The sequence below is a fragment of the Streptomyces sp. NPDC060232 genome, assembly GCF_042726555.1.
GTDB lineage: Bacteria > Actinomycetota > Actinomycetes > Streptomycetales > Streptomycetaceae > Streptomyces.
Genome location: NZ_JBHXAG010000046.1, coordinates 1 through 19,552 on the forward strand (window position 1 = coordinate 1; position 19,552 = coordinate 19,552).

A 19,552-nucleotide genomic window follows, 5' to 3' on the forward strand; every position below is an offset into this window, starting at 1 on the left:
CCGCGGGCGGCGGCCGCCGCGCGCCCCCCGCCGGCGCCCCCCGCCCCGGGGGGCGGGGGGGGGGGGGCCCCGCCCCCCCCCCCCCCCGCCCCCGGGCCCCTTTCGTGTGCGTGCTACCAGGTGAAGCCGGGCTGGATCGCCATGCAGGCCTGGTCGTTGTCGCCGTTGAGCGCGTGGGCGGAGTCCGGCGCCTTGGTCGGGGCGGGCGCCGGCGCGGCCGGCGTGCTGCCGGAACGCCAGTCCTTGCCGACGAACACGACGATCCCGGCGACCTGGTTGGACTTCTGCACCGAGGCGGCGGGCAGGCCGAGGGCGGTGGCCACGACGGCCGCGTCGGCCGCCTGGGCGTCGGTGGCGTAGCGGATCACCGAGGTGTCCTCCGCGCCGGTCTGGGTGTCGGCGACGACCCTGGTGAAGCCCTTGCCGGCCAGCACGGCCGCGACCTCGCTCGCCCGGCCCTTGACCTTGGCCTCGGTGCCGTCCTTGCCGCCGGTCGAGTTGCGGACGGTGACCGCGATCTTCGCGGGCGGCGCGGCCGTGGCCGCCGCGGTGGCGGTGGGGCTCGGCTGCTGGGCGGGCGCGGACGGGGAGCCCGGGGACGGGGAGCCCGGGGACGGTGCGCCCGAGGCTGCGGAGGCGCCCGGGGATGCGGAGGCGGCCGGAGAGCCGGATCCCTGGCCGTCGAGCGCGATGTCCTCGCGGACCATCCGGAACAGGTCCTCGGCCTCGCCCGCCTTGGGCTCGACCCGCCCGCCCAGGCCGGGCTTGGTGCTGTAGACCCACGGCATGGTGGTCATGGTGATGCGGCCCGGCGGGACCTTCTTGAGCTCCATGCTGAGGTCGAACAGCTTGTCGATCTTGTTGAGGCCGGTGTCCACGACCATGGCCTCGATCGCCGCCTGGGCCAGGCTGTTGAGCTTGACCGGATTGCTGAGCTTGGCGTTCTTGCGGAACTCGCGGGCCATCGAGTTCATGTACTGGTGCTGGGCGTGGGTACGGCCGATGTCGGTGCCGTCCTCGAAGCCGTAGCGGGTGCGCAGCCACTGCAGGGCCGTCTCGCCCTGGATGACGCTCGTGCCCTTCGGCAGCTTCAGGCCGGAGCCCTTGCCGTCCCGCGTGCGGGAGTGCACGTTCTGCTCGACGCAGACCGGGACGCCGCCGATGGCGTCCGCCATCCGGACCACGCCCTTGAAGTCGATCATCATGAAGTGGTCGATGGGGATCTTCGTCAGCTCGGTCCACGCGGCCACCGTGCAGCCGGGACCGCCGCGCTGGATGGACTCGTTCGTCTGGACGAGCCCCTTGCTGGCGGGGTGCACCTTGCCGCCCGGCTCGGTGCACTTGGGCATCATCAGCATCGTGTCGCGCGGCATCGAGATCACGGACATGTTGCTGCGGTCCGCGGACAGGTGCAGCAGCATCTGGACGTCCGCGAGCGGCGGCCCGTCGAAGGTGTCCGTGGCCCCGCCGAGGGCCTGGTTCTCCGCGTCGTTGCGCGCGTCGGAGCCGATGAGCAGGATGTTCAGCGGAGTCTGCCCGAAGGCGTTGGGCTTGGAACCGCCCAGCTTGTTCTCACCGAGGTTCAGCGCGCCCGTCTGGATGCTGCCGTTGAGGTGCCGGTAGTAGAGGTAGCCGGCCGCCGCCGTCCCGAGTATGAGCAGGGACAGGACGGAGGAGACCCAGCGCAGCGCGCGCCGGCGGCCCCGCCTGGTGGGGCGGGCGCCGCCCGGGCCGGCCGGCCCGGAGCCGCCCCGCTGCGGGGGCACCGTGCCGGGCGCGCCCGCCCCGCCGCCGGGTATGTCCCCGTCGGCCTGGGCGCTCGCCCCCTCCCCCCGCACGTCGCTGTGGCTCACGCGTATCCCCCTCAAGGTCCTTCTTGGTCGACATTGCGCCGGTCCGACCGGCCACGTCCGGCTACTTGGCGCAGATCGCCTTGTCGGCCTGCGTCTGCTGGACGTCCTTGGGCAGCTCCTGCGGAACCGGCGGCGTCAGCGGGGCGCCCGGCTTCTGGAAGTCCGGACCCAGCGTCAGCTTCATCGGGGTCTTCGCCGCCGCGTCCGTCGTCCCCATCTTCAGCGCGGTGGCGGGCAGCCCCATGGCGTCCGCGAGCGCCCGGGCCTGGTCGGCCTGGTTGGGCGCGTACTCCAGCTGCGTGGCGCCGACCTTCGCCGGGGCGTTGCCCTGGTTGCTGGTCTTGGACATCCCCTTGCTGTCCTGCAGCCACTTCAGGGTGGTGGAGGCGGAGCCCGAGGGCCCGCCGCCGTTGTAGACGCTCACCCGTACGTCACCGGCGGGCGCCCGGTTGCCCTGGAGCAGGGCGTCCTGCTTGGCCTTCGCGTCCGCGTCGGCCGCATCCTGCGCGGCCTGCTCCTTCTTCTCGACCTCCGTGAGCGAGACGTCCCCCCGGATCATCTGCAACAGGGGGTCGGCCAGCGAGTTCTCGACGACGACGGTCGCCTTCTTGCCCTCCGGCTCCGCCGGGTTGTCCTTCACAGGCAGGGTGGTGAAGGTGATGTTCTTGGTGTCGATGTTCTTCAACTCACCGGCCAGGTCGGTGAGTTTGGCGATGGATCCGATCCCCGAGTCCACGCTCAGGGACTTGGTGGCCGCCTCCGCGAGCGACAGGAACTTCTTGGGACTGGTCAGCGTCTCCTGCGACTTCATCTGGCGCATCATCGAACCGAGGAACTGCTGCTGGATCCTGATCCGGTCGAGGTCGCTGTTGTTGCCGAAGCCGTGCCGCGTGCGTACGAAGGCGAGGGCCTGCTCGCCCGAGAGCCTGTGCTCGCCGGGGCCCAGCTTGAGATGGGAGCCTTCCTCGTCGTTCACGGCCTTCTCCAGGCACACCGGCACTCCGCCGACCGCCGTGCTCAGCGTCTTGACGGCGTTGAAGTCGGCCATCATGAAGTGGTCGACCTCGATCCCGGTGAGCTCCTTGACCGTGCGCATGGTGCAGCCCGCGTCGCGGCCCTCCTGGCCCAGGCTGGTGTTGAAGCGGGTGCCCTTGACGGGCGGGATCGTCTTCGTGGAGCCGTCCGGCTGCTTGGTCGGGCAGGCCGGGATGTTGGTGATCAGGTCGCGGGGGATGGACAGCGCGGTCGCGTTCGTCCGGTCCTTCGAGACGTGGAACAGGATCGTGGTGTCGGCATGGCCGACGCTGTCCTTGTCCCCGTACCCCGTGTTGCCCTCGCCGCTGCGCTTGTCGGTGCCGATGACCAGGATGTTGATGGGCTGGTCCTTCTTGAAGCCGCCCGTGCCCGCGCCCGCGACGTCGGTGACGCTGAGGTTGCCGTTCAGGTGGTCGTAGTAGAGGTACGCCGCCGTGGCGGCGCCGACCAGCAGGAACGCCACGGTCCCGCTGGTGATCAGCAGGGTCTTCTTGCGGCGTCCACCGCCATCGCCGCCGCCCTTGCGTGAGCGGCCGCTCCTGCGGCCCCCGGGCGGGGCGTCGCCGCGGCGCGGCTTCGGTACGCCGGGGGAAGGACTGGTGGGGGCGGGGGCCGACGGCGATCTGCGCGGCGCGGCGACCTTGGGCCGCTGCTGCACAGCGGAATCACCCAGTTGCAGTTCGTAATTGCCTGTGCGGGGGTTGAGCACCCACTGGTCGGCGGGGTCGATCTCGTCCGCCCGTCCACGGCTCTGCGCATCCACGGTTGCTCGAATCCTCCGTCGGTGCCTCGCGACGCGCCTCCCCAAGGCGCACGGTCAACGATCCGGCTGCTGGTACCCGGTCTCGGTCCGGCCGGGCACCGGATCGCTCACCCTATCCGTCCCGTTCGGCCGCAAACCATGGTGGGTGACAAATTCCACTCCCCTTATAACGGGGTGAACCACCCATCCCACTCGGTTCGGTCACCGGCTTTGGGATTGCTTTACCGGCACTCCGCGTTCCCTGCGGTCGTTCCTGTGAAGGTAGGGATGGGCGCGGAGGGGGTCGAGGTTCCCTCGCCGGTCGAATTCCCTTCCGAAGCCGCGTCCGTGGCGGTCGCTGCGGGGGTCGGCGTCGCGGTCGCGGCGGCCGGGTCCGGGGTCGCCGACGGCTTCGGCGGCGCCACCGTGACCGGCTGGTCCGCCCGCAGCTGCCGGAACAGCCGTGCCGCGTCCGGTTCCACCAGCTCGTCCCGGTTCGGGTCCGCGGCGTACGGCCGGCGGGGAACCGTCAGGAACTTGATCTGTTCGGTCGGTATGTTCCGCATGCCCCGCACGAGTTCGTACAGGTCGCGCAGCGAGGCCAGCCCGGGGTCGGTGGTCAGCGAGGACGTCGCCGCGTCCAGCAGCGGGTACAGCCGGGCCGGGTTCAGCAGGACGCCGTTGCTCTGCACCTTCTTGACGAGCGCGCCGAGGAACTGCTGCTGGCGCTTTATCCGTTCGGTGTCGCTGCCGTTGCCGAGGCTGTGCCGGGCGCGGACGAAGCCCAGCGCCTTCTCGCCGTGCAGGGTCTGCCGTCCGGCGGCCAGCCGCACCTTGGCCTCGGCATCGTTCACCGGCTGCTTGAGGCACACCTCCACGCCGCCGATGGCGTCGACCATCTTCTTGAACCCGCCGAAGTCGATGACCATGTGGTGGTCGATCCGGATCCCGGTGAACGCCTCCACCGTACGGATCGTGCAGGCGGCCCCGCCCCACTGGAACGCCCAGTTGAACTGCGCGAACCGGGACGCGCTGCGGTTCCCGTCCGGCTGTGTGCAGGCGGGGATCTGCGTCATCAGGTCCCGGGGTATCGACACCGCGGTCGCGCTCCGGCGGTCCTTCGGCAGGTGCAGCAGGATCGTGGTGTCGGAGCGCTGGGTGCCCTGGTCCTGCCCGTATCCGGTGTTGCCCTTGCCGGAGCGCGAGTCGGAGCCGATCAGCAGGATGTTCTGCGCGCCCGTGGCCAGGTGCGCCGGCCGCTCGCGCTCGTAGCGCTCCAGCTCGGCCGCCGCCGAGGTGTCCTCGGTGATGTTCCCGTCGAACTTGGTGTAGAGCCACCACCCGGCGGCCGCGCCCGCCAGCACCAGCAGGGCCAGCCCGAGGCCGATCCAGCGCAGCAGCCGACGCCTGCGGTTCCGCGGAGGCCGCCGTTCGCCTCCGGCCGCGTCGGTGCCGCCCGGTATGCCTGCGCTGTCCGTCACTGGCGTTACGTCCCCTCGCCGCTGCGAGCAGCCGTACGGGTGAGCACGGCCACTGCCGATCCTGCCCCCGGGGCGCCGGAGCAGCCCGGGGGCAGGGTCGTGTCTAGGGCCGTCCGGGTGACAGATCGGCCGTTCCCGGGATTGATCAGTGTGGGTGACGGGCCGCGCGCCGGAGTCAGACCGTGTGGGTGACGCGCTCGCTCTCGGTCCGCTGGTCCAGCGCCTCGGGCGACAGCCGGTCCAGGTTCCGGCAGAGCACCACCGAGGCCCCCGCCGCCAGCGCGGCGTACAGCCCGGCGGACAGCCCCTCCCAGGTGTCGTAGTCCAGCCCGGTCAGCACCCGCGACCCCTCGCCCAGGCCGAGCTTCGCCGCGTCCTCGCGGGCCCGGTCGACCAGCGCCGTGTGCGAGAGCTCCTCGCCGCCGACCTCCAGCGCGGGACCCGCGGGATCCACCGGGACGAAGGGGGCGAAGCGGTCGCCCTGCCCCGGCACCTCCACCGCGTAGTCCGCGAATCCGGCGGGGGGCTGCGGGAAGCGCCCGCCCAGCGGCCGCAGGGCGAGCGCCACCCGCTCGCCGCCGCACTCCAGGGCCCGCTCCAGCGTGTCCGGACCGCTGACGACGAGCTCGGCGCCGCCCGGGTCCCCGCCCACCGAGGCCACCACCCCGACCGAGTCGCAGGCGAGCAGCCACACGGCGCTCTGCCAGTGTGCGGGGAGCAGCAGCGCGAGCCGGTCGCCGGGCTCGGCGCCCAGGTCGCCCTGGAGCAGGTTCGCGGTTTTGGCCACCCAATTGGCGAAGGTCGCGACGGACAATTCGACGCGTTCGCCGGTGGCGTCGTCGTAGAAGGTGATGAGCGGGCGGCCCGGATCGGCGGCGAGCGCGGATCGCAGCAGGTCGGCAGGGGTGCGGGTGATGGCGTTCACCCGGCACAGCGTACGCGGGGCCCTCCCCCGTACGGGGGCCTGCGGCTCCTCCGTACGGGGGAGGGGTATCGGCGGCGCAGCGGACGGAGCATCAGATCTCGGATGGCGCCCCGTGGTGCGCGTGTTCACCATCCTTTTCATGCGTGGATTCCTTGCTTCCTCGATCGGCGTCGCGACGGCCGCCGCACTGGCCCTGCCCCTCGCGCTCCCGACTCCAGCACTCGCCGAAACCGTCCCCGTGACCCCGGCCGGGTCCACCCAGTCGCTTCCGCTCGCCCCCATGGGACCCGTGGCGGACCGCACCCCCGGCGTTCCCGGAATGAGCGCCTCGCGCCGCGGCCTGGAGACGCAGGGCCTGACCGCCCGCGAGGTCAAGACGTTCTCGCTGGTCGGTGTCGTCTGGGACGACGTCACCACCGAGCTCAACGGCCGTGTCCAGGTCCGTACGCGCTCCGTGCGGACCGCGACCTGGTCCGACTGGCAGGACGTCGAGGTCCACAACAGCGAGCACGCGGCCGATCCCGACGCGGTGGAGCGCGGCTCCGGCCGGGTCCGCGGTGCCACCGCCCCGCTGTGGGTCGGCGAGTCCGACGGTGTGGAGGTCCGCGTCCAGGCGGAAACGGACGCCCCGGCCGCCCAGGCGGGATCCCGGCTGCCCTCCGGCATGCGGATCGAACTCGTCGACCCGGGCGAGGCGGCGCCCGCCGGGGCCGCGGACGGCAAGAACAGCGGCCCGGTCGACGACAAGGGCGAGATGGTGGCGCCTGGCCTGACGATGGAGATGGCCGAGGCCTCCGCCGCGAACGTGCCGCACGCCCAGCTCGGCGCGAACGAGATCACCGAGCTGGACAAGGCCGACTCCACCGCCGACGCCGTCTTCGCCAGCGAGGGCGCACTGGCCGCTGCGGCCGCCCCGTACATCGGCCCGCGCCCGCGGATCGTCACCCGCAAGGGGTGGGGCGCGGACGAGTCCCTGCGCGAGAAGGCCTTCGCCTACACGAACACCGTGAGGGCGGCGTTCGTCCACCACAGCGCCTCCGGGAACAACTACGCCTGCAAGGACGCCCCGGCGGTGCTGCGTAGCCTGTACCGCTACCACGTGGTCAGCAGCGGCTGGCGCGACTTCGGTTACAACTTCGCCGTCGACAAGTGCGGCACGGTCTACGAGGGCCGCGCGGGCGGCGTCTCCAAGCCGGTCCTCGGCGCGCACACCATGGGCTTCAACACGGACAGCATGGGCGTGGCGGTGCTCGGCACCTTCACCTCCTCCGCGCCCCCCGCCGCCGCCGTCGACGCGGTCGCCCGCCTCACGGCCTGGAAGCTCGGCCTCTTCGGCCGGGACCCGCGCGCGAAGACCACCCTCAAGTCGGGCGGCGGCAACCGCTACCCCAAGGGCCGGAACGTCTCGATGAACGTCATCTCGGGCCACCGCGACGGCTTCGCGACGGAATGCCCCGGCAGGAAGCTCTACGGCAAACTCCCGACGACCCGCACCTCCTCGGCGAAACTCCAGGGCCGCCCGTAGCCTGGCGGCGGCGGGCGGGGCAGGCGGCTCCGCCCGAAGCCGGACGGCCTCCGGCCGCTCCGGTGAGCCGATCCCCTCAGCGACCCGGCGGCCCTGTCGGCGCCCCCGGCCCGTCCGGGGGCGGGCCGGCGGGGCCGCGGCGCGGCCTTGCGGGCGGTGGAAGCGGGCCGCGGCGGGCCGCGGCGGGCCGCGGAGCTCGGCCGCCCGGTCCGGGCGCGGACGAAAGCCATGGCTCCGGGGCCGGCCGAGCGGGCTACGCTCGACCCATGGCTGGCCGCTTCGACCCCCTCAGCAGGACCGCCGTACGCGGCGGCCGCACCGACGTGCCGCCGGGGCGCGGCGGCGCCGCCGGCGCAGGGGCGAGGGAACGCCGCTGGACCCCCGACGGCCCCGTCGACCTCGGTCTCACCCTCGGCCCGCTCCGTCGCGGCCCCGGCGACCCCACCTTCCGCACCACACCCGACGGCTCCGTCTGGCGCGCCACCCGGACCCCCGAGGGGCCCGCCACCCTCCGCGTCTCCCGGTCCGGACCGGCCGGCACGGAGATCGACGCCGAGGCCTGGGGCGCCGGCGCCGCATGGCTCCTCGACCAGCTGCCCGCGCTGCTCGGCGCCGGCGACGACCCGGCGGTCTTCGTCCCCCGCCACCGCCTCGTGCACGCCAGCCACCGCAGCCGCCCGGGCCTGCGCCTGACCCGCACCGGCCTGGTGCTGGAGTCCCTGATCCCCACGGTCCTGGAGCAGAAGGTCACCGCCGACGAGGCCTACCGCGCCTGGCGCCGCCTCGTACGGCAGCACGGCGAGCCCGCCCCCGGCCCCCACGGGCAGAACCTGTACGTCATGCCCGACCCCCGCACCTGGGCCCTGATCCCCTCCTGGGACTGGCACAAGGCCGGGGTCGACGCCAAACGCTCCGACACCATCGTCCGGGCCGTACGCGTCGCGAACCGTCTGGAGGAGGCGGCGGCCATGGACCTGCCCGAGGCCGCACGACGGCTGGAGGCCGTCCCCGGCATCGGCCCGTGGACCTCCGCCGAGACCCTCCAGCGCAGCAACGGCCACCCCGACGCCGTCACCACCGGCGACCTGCACCTGCCCGGCATCATCGGCTACGCCCTCGCCGGCGACCGTGACGCCGACGACGCCGCCATGCTGGAGCTCCTCGCCCCGTACGCCGGCCAGCGCCACCGCGCGGCCCGCCTCATCCTGCTGGCGGGCCGCACCCCGCCCCGCCGCACCCCCCGCATGTACCGCAGCGACATCGGCAGCTTCTAGGGTCTGTATCGAGTTGCCCCGTGGAGCACGCACCGGGCGTCGCGACGCCGCGGGGCAACTCGATACAGACCCTAGGCTGCCGCGCCGAAGGCGGGCCGCACCCCGGCCCGCAGGGCTCGCCGCAGGCGTCCGGCGCGTCAGCGGATCCGGCCCGCCGCCGGACCCCCTGAGGTTGCGTCCCGCACCGTTCCGCCCGTCCGGGGCCCGCCCGACGGGCAGGGCGGGGCTCCGTTCCGCAGGGCTCGCCGCAGGCGTCCGGCGTCAGCGGACCTGGACGAAGTCCTCCGCCGCCCGCCCCGGCCGCTGCGGCGGGGCCGCCGCCGGGTGGCCGACCGCCACCGTCCCCATCGGGTCCCAGTCCGGCGGCAGCTCCAGCACCTCCCGGACCACGTCCCGGCAGAACATCGTCGAGGACACCCACGCCGACCCCAGCCGCTCACCGGCCAGCGCCACCAGCAGGTTCTGCACGCCCGCGCCCATCGCCACCACGAACATCTCCCGCTCGGCGGCGTCCCGCCGCGCGTGCCCGTAGTGGTGCGCGCCGTCCGTCACCAGACACGGCACCACCAGGTACGGGGCGGCCCGCAGCACGTCCCCGCGCCGTACCCGCTTCGCGATGGACTCCTCGGACTTGCCGTCCGAGCGCAGGTCCGCGATCCACGCGTCCCGCATCGCGTCCAGCAGCCGCACCCGTGAGGACTCGGACTCCAGCAGTAGGAACCGCCACGGCGTCGTGTGGTGCGGGGCCGGGGCCGTCACGGCCGCCGCCACCGCCCGCCGCACCGCGCCCGGGTCCACCGGCTCCGCCGTGAAGGCCCGTACGGTCCGGCGCTGCGTCACGGCTTCCCGTACCGCCTCCGAGGTCCCCAGCCGGAACATGTCGTCGGCCGGCGTACGGACCAGGTCCCGCGCCGAGGCGCCCTCGCCCATGACGTGCGCCAGTCCGCGCACGACGGCCACCGGCAGTCCGGCCGCCTTGCCCTTGACCAGGTCGCCGGCGGCGGCGAGCTCGTCCGCCGTCGCCACGACCGTCGCGCTCAGCGGATTGCCGTGGGAGTCGGCGGCGCCGCGCAGGTCGTCCAGGACCCGCACCCCGGCCGAGCCGATGGCCACGTCCGTCAGCCCGTTGCGCCACGGCCGCCCGAAGGTGTCGGTCACGACCACGCCCACGTCCACGCGGAGCGCGTCGCGCACCCCGGCGCGGATCGCGGCGGCGGAGGCGTCCGGGTCCTGCGGCAGCAGCAGGACCGTGCCGGGCTCGGTGTTGGAGGCGTCCACGCCGGCCGCGGCCATCACCAGGCCCTGCCGGTTCTCGACGATCCGCAGCGTGCCCCGGCGCGCGACGACCCGTACGGTCTCCGCGTCGATGGCGGCCTCGCGTGAGTCCGCCCGTACGATCCGCCCCTCGGCCTTGGAGGCGATCTTCGAGGTGACGAGGAGGACGTCGCCGTCGCGCAGGTCGGGCGCGGCTGCCGTGATCAGCTTCGCCAGGTCGTCGCCCGGCCTGACCTCCGGTATCCCTTCGACGGCCCGCACCTCGTACGAGGGCGCCCCCGTCACCGAGAGGCCTCCGCCAGCTCCAGCGCGGCCCGGGCCATCTCCGCGGTGGCCTCCAGGTCGGTCATCATCAGCGGCACCGCGCGGCAGGTGATCCCGGCGGCTTCCACCTCGGCGACCGCGTCCGCGTCGGCGGTGTCGACCAGCCAGCCGTCGAGCAGCCCGGTCCCGTAGTGCAGGGCGACCGCGGCTGCGGTGGCCTCGACGCCGACCGCGGCGAGCACCTTGTCGGCCATCCCGCGCACGGGCGCGCCGCCGACGATGGGGGACAGGCCCACGACGGGGGCGTCGGCGGCGGCGACGGCGTCCCGGATGCCGGGCACGGCGAGGATGGTGCCCACCGACACCACGGGGTTGGACGGCGGGAAGACGATCACGTCGGCCGCGGCGATGGCCTCCAGCACACCGGGCGCGGGCTTGGCCTGCTCGGCCCCCACGGGTACGACGGCCTCCGCGTCGACCGAGGCGCGCAGCCGGACCCAGTACTCCTGGAAGTGGACGACCCGGCGCTCGCCGGTGCCGGCCTCGGTGATCGCGACGTGGGTCTCGACCCGGTCGTCGGACATCGGCAGCAGTCGCACCCCGGGCTGCCAGCGGTCGCAGAGTGCTTCGGTGACGGCGCTCAGCGGGTAGCCGGCGCCGAGCATCTGCGTGCGGACGATGTGGGTGGCGAAGTCGCGGTCCCCGAGGCCGAACCACGTGGGTCCGACCCCGTAGGCGGCGAGTTCCTCCTTGACGGTGAAGGACTCGTCGGTGCGGCCCCAGCCCTGGTCCTCGTTGATGCCACCGCCGAGGGTGTACATCACCGTGTCCAGGTCGGGGCAGACCTTGAGCCCGAAGAGGTGAATGTCGTCACCGGTGTTGCCGATGACCGTGATGTCCGCGTCGGGCAGCGCCGACTTGAGTCCGCGAAGGAACCGGGCGCCGCCTATACCGCCGGCCAGAACAACAATGCGCATACAGACAGTCTGTCAGCCGGAGGCTGTCGCATAGGGGTGGTGGTCGGGCGACGGGTGGGCCTGTCAGCCGGAGGCTGTCGCATAGGGGTGGTGGTCGGGCGACGGGTGGGCCTGTCAGCCGGCCGGGCGACGGGCGGGACCGTCAGGCGGGGACGGACTCGGTGTCGGCCGGGGAGCAGGTGTGCATCGGCATCTCGGTCAGTCCGGGGAAGTAGACGTGCAGGCTGACTGCGCCGTCGAGGGTGTCGTTGACGACCTCGTGGGCGTAGCCGGGGGCGAAGACGCGCTGGCCGCCGGCGCGGTGGGTGAGGCGTCCGCGGGAGGTGTGCTCGGTGAGCTCGCCCTCCAGGACCGTCAGGACGCCCGAGGAGGCGCCGTGGTCGTGCAGGCCGCTGCCCTGGCCGGGGACCCAGCTGAGCAGCCAGACCTCGTAGCCGGGGCCGGTGCGCAGCCGGTGGTACCAGCGGGTGGTGGCGTCGTACCGGACGAGGTGCTCCCAGGAGGCGCGGTCCTCGGCGATGGAGCGGGCCAGGCCGACGAATTCGGCGACGGTGGCCGGGTGTTCGCGGGCGGGCTGGAGGAGGTGCTGGACGGCGAGGATGTCGCCGGCGATCTGGAGGTCGCTCTCGACGGTCGCGGAGGCGGTCGCGGCGGGAGCGTTGGTGACGGTGGTGCTGTTCATCGGGGTGTACCTCGACGGATGTCAGTCGTGCTGGCGGTCGCTGTGGGGGAGGGCCGGAGCTCTGGGAGCCGAGGCTCCACGGGCATCAACAGCAGCAACAGCAACAGCGAACCTGGGCAGCGCACAGGTACCCACGAATGGGGGTCCGGGTGGTGGCTGCGGGCGCTGACATGCGGACAAGGAGACCGGGTTCGGGGTCCGGCTGTCAACCCAATGTCCGGTTTGGGGTAAAAGTTTCACCTCATCCGGTTGCTGCGAGCGGAGAAAGGTTTGTGCACCTCGAAGCGGGGCATTTGCGCTGCGCCGAGGTTAAACCTGATCTCGCCATGTCGTGACCTGAATGTGATCTGCGCCGCTCTTCGGGGCGGATCGCAACCCCACCGCGAGGTGACGCGTGGATAACGGGTGAAGGTGACATCTGAGGGCGCCGATGGCATGTGTCACGATTTTTGGCGATATGAACACTTTCTGCATACGCTTGGTTCCGCAGAGTGAATAAGGGGCCCAATAGCAGATCTCGGCTTGACTGCCCCGGAGCCACACACTTGTAATTTCACTCGTGTCGTTACGTAGCAATGAGTGACGACGTGACCACGGGGACGCACCAACAGAGCGAGGGGCGCACATGACCGAGCTGTTTCAGGAACTGCTGGTCGAGGAAGCGGACGAGGAGCTCGGATGGCAGGAGCGCGCCCTGTGCGCCCAGACCGACCCCGAATCCTTCTTTCCCGAGAAGGGCGGCTCCACCCGTGAGGCCAAGAAGGTCTGCCTGGCCTGCGAGGTCCGCTCCGAATGCCTTGAGTACGCCCTCGCCAACGACGAGCGATTCGGCATCTGGGGCGGCCTGTCCGAGCGCGAGCGCCGGCGCCTGAAAAAGGCAGCCGTCTGACACCGCCGACGCACCACCGGCCCGGCACCCGCCGCACCCCGCGCGACATATCCGAATATCCGACCAAGGCGTCGAGCGTGACGCACAGCCGAACAAAGAGCACCACACACGGTCCGCCTCCTGCACCTTCCCCGCAGGAGGCGGACCGCTGCTTTGGCAGCCGTTAGGGTGGGGCGCTGTCCAGCAGCCTCCGAGGGCACACCACCCCCGGACCCCCGGCCGGAGGGCCCGTACCGCGATGTCCCTGCACAGCCAGTCGACGGCCTCCTACCAGGCCCCCGACGCACCACAGTTCCCCCGGCACGTCGTCACCGCGGTCCTCGTCGCCCACGACGGCGCCCGCTGGCTGCCCCGGACGCTCGCCGGCCTCCTCGGCCAGGAACGCCCCGCGCAGAACCACGTCGCCGCCGACACCGGCAGCGCCGACGAGTCCGCGCGCCTCCTCACCGAAGCCCTCGGCGACGACCGCGTCCTCCACCTCGCCCGCCGCACCGGATTCGGCACCGCCGTCGACGAATCCGCCCGCAGCGCAGGCACCCTGACCCCCGAGGACCTCCCGTACCTCAAGCGCCCCAGCGGCTGGGACCCCGTCAGCCGCACCTGGCGCGACGACGCCTACGACCTGCCCGACCTCCCCCACGGCGAACCCGTCCAGTGGCTCTGGCTCCTGCACGACGACAGCGCCCCCGAACCCGACGCCCTCACCGAACTGCTCCGCGTCGCCGACGAGAACCCCGACGCCGCGATCATCGGCCCCAAGCTCCGCGGCTGGTACGACAAGAAGCAGCTCCTCGAAGCCGGCGTCACCATCACCCGCAGCGGCCGCCGCTGGACCGGCCTCGACCGCCGCGAACAGGACCAGGGCCAGCACGACCAGGTCCGCCCCGTCCTCTCCGTCTCCACCGCCGGCATGCTCGTACGCCGCGACGTCTACGACGAGCTCGGCGGCTTCGACCGGCGCCTGCCCCTCATGCGCGACGACGCCGACCTGTGCTGGCGCGCCCAGAGCGCCGGCCACACCGTCCTCGTCGCCCCCGACGCCGTCATGCGCCATGCCGAGGCCTCCGCCCGCGAGCGCCGCACCGTCGACTGCGCAGGCCGCACCACCGCCGGCCCGCACCGCGTCGACAAGGCCGGGGCCGTCTACACCATCCTCGCCAACAGCTCCGGCCGCGCCCTGCCCTACGTACTGCTGCGCGTCGTCCTCGGCACCGTCCTGCGCACCCTCGCCTACCTGATCGGCAAGGCCCCCGGCCAGGCCGTCGACGAGATCACCGGCCTCCTCGCCACCCTGCTGCGCCCCGGCCGCCTGCTCGCCGCGCGCAAGGCCCGCCGCCGCCCCGCCGTCCCCGCCTCCGAACTGCGCCAGCTCTTCCCGCCGCCGGGAGCCTCCCTGCGGGCCAACGTCGACCAGCTCGCCGGATACTTCGGCGGCGACCGCCACACCGACTCCGCCCCCGCCGGCCGCCACGGCGGAGGCAGCATCCTCAATGCCCCCGGCGAGGACGGCGACTACCAGGAGACCGAGCGCTTCGCACGCCTCAAGCGGATCGCGCGCAACCCCGCACCCTTCCTCTTCGGACTGCTCCTTCTGGTCTCCCTCGCCGCCTGCCGCGCCCTGATCGGCGGCGGCTCCCTCATGGGCGGCGCCCTGCTGCCCGCCCCCGACAGCGGCCTCGACCTGTGGAGCATCCACACCGACGGATGGCACCCCGTGGGCACGGGCTCCACCGCCTCCGCACCGCCCTACCTGGCCGCCCTCGGCGCCTTCTCCACCCTGCTGTTCGGCTCCACCCAGGCCGCCCTGACCCTTCTGCTCGTCGGATCCGTGCCGCTGGCCGGCCTCACCGCGTACTTCGCCTCCCGGCCCCTCGTCGAATCCCGGCTGCTGCGCGCCTGGGCGGCCACCGCCTACGCCTTCCTCCCCGCCGTCACCGGCGCCCTCGCCGGCGGCCGCCTCGGCACCGCCGTCCTCGCCGTCGTGCTCCCCCTCACCGCCCGCTCCGCCGTCGCCGCCTTCGGCCTCGGCGAGCCCGCTGCCGCCGAACAGCGGGGCGGCTGGCGCGCGGTGTGGACGTGCACGCTCCTGCTGACCCTGGCCACCGCCTTCACCCCGGTCGTCTGGCCGCTCGCCGTCCTCCTCGGCACCGCCGCGCTCGTCCTGCGCCGCGCGCAGTGGAAGACCTACGGCCTGCGGCTGCTGGCCACCCTCGCCGTCCCCCTCCTCGTCCTCGCCCCCTGGTCGCTGGGCCTGCTCACCCACCCCGGCCGCCTCCTCCAGGAGGCCGGGCTGCCCTACGGAGCCGGCTCCGCGGGCGCCCTGGACCTGCTCGGCATCAGCCCCGGCGGCCCCGGCACCGGCGCCCGCCTGCTGCTCGCCGGCATCGTCCTCGCCGCCCTGGCCGCCCTGCTCCGCGCCGACCGGCAGTTCGCAGTCCGCACCGCCTGGGCCACCGCCCTGGCCGCCCTCCTCCTCGCCGTCCTCGCCAACCGGACCGCCTGGGCCGGCCCCGCCACCCTCGTCTACGGACTCGCCCTCCTCGCCGCCGCCATGGTCGGCGCGGACGGCGCCAAGCACCGGGTCGCCGCCCGCAACTTCGGCTGGCGCCAGCCCCTCGCCGCCCTCGTCGCCCTCGCCGCCGCCGCGGGCCCGCTCATCGCCGCGGCCACCTGGATGGTCGCCGGCGCGGACGGCCCGCTCCAGCGCCGCGACCCCGTACAGGTGCCGGCCTTCGTCGCGGACGCCGGCGGCGACGACAACCAGACCCGCACCCTGCTCCTCGACCTCGACGGGCCCGCCACTGTCTCCTACAGCCTCGTCCGCGGGCCCGGCGGCCGCCTCGGCGACGCCGAGATCACCGCCCGGACCGGCGACGACCCCCGCCTCGACAAGGTCGTCTCCAACCTCGTCGCCGGCTCCGGCGCCGACCAGTCAAGCCAGCTCAGCGCCTACGCCATCCGCTTCGTGATGTTCCGCCCCGGCGGCCCCGACGACATCCGCCGCGTCCTCGACGCCACCCCGGGCCTCAGTCGGCGCCACCAGCAGGACGGCACCGCCCTGTGGGGCGTCGAGCCCTGGCTGCCGCGCGCCGTGATCGTCTCCGCCCAGCAGGGTGAGGCCCCGATCCCCGTCGCCGCAGGCCCCGTCGAGGCCCACGGCAAGATCCCCGCCGGCGAGACCGGCCGCGTGCTGCGCATCGCCGACCGCGCCGACGCCGGCTGGCAGGCCACCCTCGACGGCAAGCCCCTCAAGGCCAAGACCGTCGACGGCTGGGCCCAGGGCTTCGAACTCCCCGCCGACGGAGGCCGCCTCGACCTCGTCCACGAAAACTCCCTGCTGCGCACCACCTGGAACTGGACCCAGGGCCTGCTCGCCCTGGTCCTGCTGGTCATGGCCCTGCCCGGCCGGCGCGCCCAGCTCGACGACGACCTGCCCGAGGAGGAGGCCGCGCCCACCTCCCGCCCCGGCCCGGGCGAGGCCGGGGAGGGCCGCCGCGCCCGCCGGCTCCGCGCCGAGGCCGAGGCGGAGGCCGCCCCCGGCCCCGTGGAGACCGCGGCCGCCGCCGACCCGTACGCGCAGATCCCGGCGCAGCCGGTGTACGGCGAGGAGTCCTACGCCTACCAGGTGTACGACGACCAGGGCGGCTACGCGTACGAGCCCCAGCAGCCCCAGCAGCCCCAGCAGCCCGGTCAACACGAGCAGCAGTACCCGTACGAGCAGCAGTACACCGGGTACGACCAGCAGCAGGGCGGCGCGGCCTACGAGACCCCGTACCCGCAGCAGCAGCACCAGCAGCACGAGCAGCACCAGCCGGTCCACGGCCAGGACGGCCGGCACTACCCGTACCCGTACGAGCCCTACGAGCCGTACCCACCCCACGACGTCCACGCACAGCACGACCCGCGTATCGACGGGAGCCACCAGCAGTGAAGCAGCGCGCACCCCTGACGCTGGCGGCCGTGACCGCGGCGCTGGCCGTCCTCACCGGCGTCGCCGCACTCACCGCGCCCGCCCCCGCGGGCGGGTCGTCCGCCGGCAAGGCCGCCGCCTCCGCCCGGATGCCGGTGGAACGGTCCCTGCTGGTCTGCCCCGGGCCCAGCTCCTCGGACATCGCGGAGACCACCTACACCTCCTTCACTCCCGGCGCCCCCGCCGGCGAGGGCAAGGGCTCGGCCCGGCTGCTCGGCGCGACCAAGGACGCCAAACCCGTCCTGGAACCCAAGGAACCCGGCAAGCCCGTCGGCGCCACCGCCAACGGAGCCGACGCCCCCGCCCTCACCGGCAGCGCCGACGGGCCCCTCGCCCCCGGCTGGACGGCGCAGCTGACCACCAAGGTCTCGGTCGGCCGGGCCCGGGGCGTGCTCGGCGTCGGCTGCACCGCGCCCGGCACCGACTTCTGGTTCCCCGGGGTCAGCACCGCCAAGGGCCGCGAGGACTACGTCCACCTCACCAACCCCGACGACGCTGCCGCCATCGTCGACATCACGCTCTTCGGCCCCGACGGCATGGCCAAGCTCGACGCGGGCACCGGCGAGAACATCCGCGTCGACCCCAGGTCCACCAAGACCGTCCTGCTCTCCTCCCTCCTCCCGGCGACCCAGCTCGCCGACGCCACCGCCCATGTGACGACCCGCGCCGGCCGGGTGGGTGCCTCGGTGCAGGTCGCCGAGGAGACCGTGGGCGCCGACTGGCTGCCCGCCTCCACCGACCCGACGGGCTCACTGGTGCTGCCCGGCATCCCGGCGGACGCGGCCTCCGTACGGCTGGTCGCCTTCGTGCCCGGCGAGGAGGACGCGGACCTGAAGGTGCGCCTGGCCGGACCGGGCGGCGCCATCAGCCCCGCCGGCAGCGAGCAGCTGCACGTCAAGGCCGGGATGACGGCGGTGGTGGACCTCAAGGACCTCACCCGCGGCGAGCCCGGCTCGCTGGTGCTGGCCCCCACCGACGCCAAGAAGGCCGCCCCGCTCGTCGCGGCGGTACGCGTGGTCCGCGGCAGCGGGGCCAAGCAGGAACTCGGATTCATCCCGGCCACCCCGCCGGTCGGCCCCCGCGCCACCGTCGCCGACAACCGGCCCGAGGAGAACACCACCGTGCTGTCGCTCACCGCTCCGAGCGCCGAGGCGAAGGTCAAGGTGACGGCGTCCCCGGGCACCGGCGGCGGCGAGCCGGCCTCCCAGGAGGTCACGGTCAAGGCGGGCACCACTCAGACGCTGACCCTGGCCCCCGCCGGCGGGAAGGGCTCCTACGCCCTCACCGTCGAGACCCTCTCGGGCGGTCCGGTCCACGCGGCCCGCACCCTGTCCCTCCCGCACGACGGCATCACGATGTTCACCGTCCAGGGCCTTTCCGACGACCGCTCCACGGTGTCCGTCCCCAAGGCCGCCCAGGACCTCTCCGTCCTGACCAGGTGACGGGCGGGACCCCCGTCACGGCCGGATCAGTCCTGGCCGTAGCGGGGGTCCACGGTCTCCGGGGTGAGCCCGAGCAGCTCCGCCACCTGCTCCACCACGATCTCGTGGACCAGCATCGCCTTCTCGTCGCGCGTCTTCGTACGGATCTCCACCGGCCGCCGGAAGACCACGATCCGGGCCGGCCGCCCCTGACGGGACTCCGACACCGCACCGAGTGGCACCGCCTCGTCGTTCCACCCGCCGTCCGGACCGCCCGGCGGCCCCGGCACGTCACCGATGAGGAACTCCACCTCCGACAGCTGCGGCCAGCGCCGCTCCAGCCGCTCGACGGAGTCCCGCACCAGATCCCCGAACAGCTCCGCCCGGCTCGCCGCCAGCGGCACCTGCGGAGGAGCCAGCGGACCGCGCATCCCGCGCCCGTGCCGGTCCCGCCGGCGTGTTCTGGGCTCGACGCGGCCCCCCGCGGGGGGCTCGGCGGGGCAAGGGGGCAGAGGGGTGTCCGTCACTCCCGCAGGGTAGCTCCGAGCACGACACGGGGGAGGGAGCAGAGGCGGAGTCGTCGCGGCCCGGTCAAGAGTGCGGTACCGTCCAACGTCGTGAGCCTTGTACGTCGCTGTTCGCGCACCGCGTGCGGCCGCCCTGCCGTCGCGACACTGACGTACGTCTACGCCGATTCGACCGCAGTTCTCGGCCCGCTCGCCACATACGCCGAACCCCACTGCTACGACCTGTGCGCCGAGCACTCGGAGCGCCTGACCGCCCCGCGGGGCTGGGAGGTCGTCCGTCTGTCCGACGCGTCCGGTCCCTCGCGCCCCAGCGGCGACGACCTCGAAGCCTTGGCCAACGCCGTCCGCGAAGCCGCGCGCCCGCCGAGCCGAGCGGCCGGGGCCGGCGGCACCGGCAAGGGCGGCCAGACCACCGGCGAAACCCGTCGCGGTCACCTCCGCGTCCTCAGATCGCCCGATTCCTGACGCTCGGGTCATCTGCGGTGCCGCTGCAGGTTCAGGGTAGGTTTGCCCAACCGCACAGAACCTCAGGAGGGCAGGCAGTGGCCGCAGATCTTTCGAACATCGTCAAGGCGTATGACGTGCGTGGTGTCGTGCCGGACGAGTGGGACGAGTCCCTGGCGGAGCTGTTCGGTGCTGCTTTCGTCGAGGTCGTGGGTGGTTCGGCGGTCGTGGTGGGTCATGACATGCGTCCTTCGTCGCCTGGTTTGTC

14 protein-coding genes and 1 pseudogene are annotated in these 19,552 nt (G+C 73.5%); 7 read left to right on the forward strand and 8 right to left on the reverse strand.

Annotated elements, in window-relative coordinates; translation table 11 throughout:
• Window positions 1–113 precede the first annotated feature (113 nt).
• The 4 genes from ACFWFZ_RS34080 to ACFWFZ_RS34095 all read right to left on the reverse strand — a co-directional run bounded on the left by ACFWFZ_RS34080 (window position 114) and on the right by ACFWFZ_RS34095 (window position 6,036).
• Window positions 114–1,853, reverse strand: coding sequence for an LCP family protein (locus tag ACFWFZ_RS34080; RefSeq protein ID WP_387127866.1), 1,740 nt, complete (start codon window positions 1,851–1,853; stop codon window positions 114–116).
• A 61-nt stretch (window positions 1,854–1,914) separates the two neighbouring features.
• A complete protein-coding gene (locus ACFWFZ_RS34085) occupies window positions 1,915–3,651 on the reverse strand; it encodes an LCP family protein (RefSeq protein ID WP_387127868.1) in 1,737 nt (578 codons plus the stop codon).
• A 221-nt stretch (window positions 3,652–3,872) separates the two neighbouring features.
• The gene (locus ACFWFZ_RS34090; RefSeq protein ID WP_387127870.1) at window positions 3,873–5,111 is read right to left on the reverse strand and encodes an LCP family protein; all 1,239 of its coding nucleotides are present in this window, start codon (window positions 5,109–5,111) and stop codon (window positions 3,873–3,875) included.
• Between the two features lie 175 nt (window positions 5,112–5,286).
• Entirely contained in the window at window positions 5,287–6,036 is a 750-nt protein-coding gene (locus tag ACFWFZ_RS34095) for a TIGR03089 family protein (RefSeq protein ID WP_387127872.1), read from the reverse strand.
• A gap of 139 nt (window positions 6,037–6,175) precedes the next feature.
• Between ACFWFZ_RS34095 and ACFWFZ_RS34100 the strand changes: the two genes are divergently transcribed.
• Together ACFWFZ_RS34100 and ACFWFZ_RS34105 are read left to right on the forward strand one after the other, a co-directional pair.
• Window positions 6,176–7,561: a peptidoglycan recognition protein gene (locus ACFWFZ_RS34100; protein ID WP_387127874.1), complete on the forward strand. Its 1,386-nt coding sequence runs from the start codon at window positions 6,176–6,178 to the stop codon at window positions 7,559–7,561.
• Window positions 7,562–7,827: 266 nt separating this feature from the next.
• Window positions 7,828–8,835: a DNA-3-methyladenine glycosylase family protein gene (locus tag ACFWFZ_RS34105; protein ID WP_387127876.1), complete on the forward strand. Its 1,008-nt coding sequence runs from the start codon at window positions 7,828–7,830 to the stop codon at window positions 8,833–8,835.
• 261 nt (window positions 8,836–9,096) lie between these two features.
• On the opposite strand, the gene ACFWFZ_RS34110 is transcribed toward ACFWFZ_RS34105, so the two are convergent.
• From ACFWFZ_RS34110 to ACFWFZ_RS34120, 3 genes are all read right to left on the reverse strand, one after another.
• Entirely contained in the window at window positions 9,097–10,395 is a 1,299-nt protein-coding gene (locus ACFWFZ_RS34110) for a coenzyme F420-0:L-glutamate ligase (protein ID WP_387127878.1), read from the reverse strand.
• Window positions 10,392–11,351, reverse strand: a complete 960-nt coding sequence (gene cofD / locus ACFWFZ_RS34115) for a 2-phospho-L-lactate transferase (protein WP_387127880.1) — start codon at window positions 11,349–11,351, stop codon at window positions 10,392–10,394. Before cofD ends, ACFWFZ_RS34110 begins: the two co-directional genes overlap by 4 nt.
• Window positions 11,352–11,493: 142 nt before the next feature.
• Window positions 11,494–12,033, reverse strand: a complete 540-nt coding sequence (locus ACFWFZ_RS34120) for a cysteine dioxygenase (protein ID WP_387127882.1) — start codon at window positions 12,031–12,033, stop codon at window positions 11,494–11,496.
• A gap of 625 nt (window positions 12,034–12,658) precedes the next feature.
• Between ACFWFZ_RS34120 and ACFWFZ_RS34125 the strand changes: the two genes are divergently transcribed.
• From ACFWFZ_RS34125 to ACFWFZ_RS34135, 3 genes are all read left to right on the forward strand, one after another.
• Window positions 12,659–12,922 carry a WhiB family transcriptional regulator gene (locus ACFWFZ_RS34125; protein ID WP_003983763.1) on the forward strand — a complete coding sequence of 88 codons (264 nt, stop codon included), beginning with the start codon at window positions 12,659–12,661 and terminating at the stop codon, window positions 12,920–12,922.
• Window positions 12,923–13,160: 238 nt separating this feature from the next.
• Complete coding sequence (locus tag ACFWFZ_RS34130; RefSeq protein ID WP_387127884.1) at window positions 13,161–16,853, forward strand: glycosyltransferase family 2 protein; 3,693 nt, start codon at window positions 13,161–13,163, stop codon at window positions 16,851–16,853.
• Window positions 16,850–18,334 (forward strand): DUF5719 family protein, encoded by a 1,485-nt coding sequence (locus ACFWFZ_RS34135; RefSeq protein WP_387127886.1) that lies wholly within the window; start codon window positions 16,850–16,852, stop codon window positions 18,332–18,334. Before ACFWFZ_RS34130 ends, ACFWFZ_RS34135 begins: the two co-directional genes overlap by 4 nt.
• A gap of 26 nt (window positions 18,335–18,360) precedes the next feature.
• On the opposite strand, the gene ACFWFZ_RS34140 is transcribed toward ACFWFZ_RS34135, so the two are convergent.
• The gene (locus ACFWFZ_RS34140; RefSeq protein ID WP_387127888.1) at window positions 18,361–18,840 is read right to left on the reverse strand and encodes a metallopeptidase family protein; all 480 of its coding nucleotides are present in this window, start codon (window positions 18,838–18,840) and stop codon (window positions 18,361–18,363) included.
• 90 nt (window positions 18,841–18,930) lie between these two features.
• Between ACFWFZ_RS34140 and ACFWFZ_RS34145 the strand changes: the two genes are divergently transcribed.
• Window positions 18,931–19,305 (forward strand): DUF3499 domain-containing protein, encoded by a 375-nt coding sequence (locus tag ACFWFZ_RS34145; RefSeq protein ID WP_387127890.1) that lies wholly within the window; start codon window positions 18,931–18,933, stop codon window positions 19,303–19,305.
• 77 nt (window positions 19,306–19,382) lie between these two features.
• Window positions 19,383–19,552: pseudogene (gene manB / locus ACFWFZ_RS34150) on the forward strand (phosphomannomutase/phosphoglucomutase); the annotation flags it as partial.

Excerpts from the sequence above, each read along its gene's own strand:
- ACFWFZ_RS34100 (WP_387127874.1), top strand. The coding sequence starts at position 6,176 with ATGCGTGGATTCCTTGCTTCCTCGATCGGCGTCGCGACGGCCGCCGCA.
- ACFWFZ_RS34105 (WP_387127876.1), top strand. The coding sequence starts at position 7,828 with ATGGCTGGCCGCTTCGACCCCCTCAGCAGGACCGCCGTACGCGGCGGC.
- cofD (WP_387127880.1), bottom strand. The coding sequence starts at position 11,351 with ATGCGCATTGTTGTTCTGGCCGGCGGTATAGGCGGCGCCCGGTTCCTT.
- ACFWFZ_RS34120 (WP_387127882.1), bottom strand. The coding sequence starts at position 12,033 with ATGAACAGCACCACCGTCACCAACGCTCCCGCCGCGACCGCCTCCGCG.
- ACFWFZ_RS34125 (WP_003983763.1), top strand. The coding sequence starts at position 12,659 with ATGACCGAGCTGTTTCAGGAACTGCTGGTCGAGGAAGCGGACGAGGAG.
- ACFWFZ_RS34130 (WP_387127884.1), top strand. The coding sequence starts at position 13,161 with ATGTCCCTGCACAGCCAGTCGACGGCCTCCTACCAGGCCCCCGACGCA.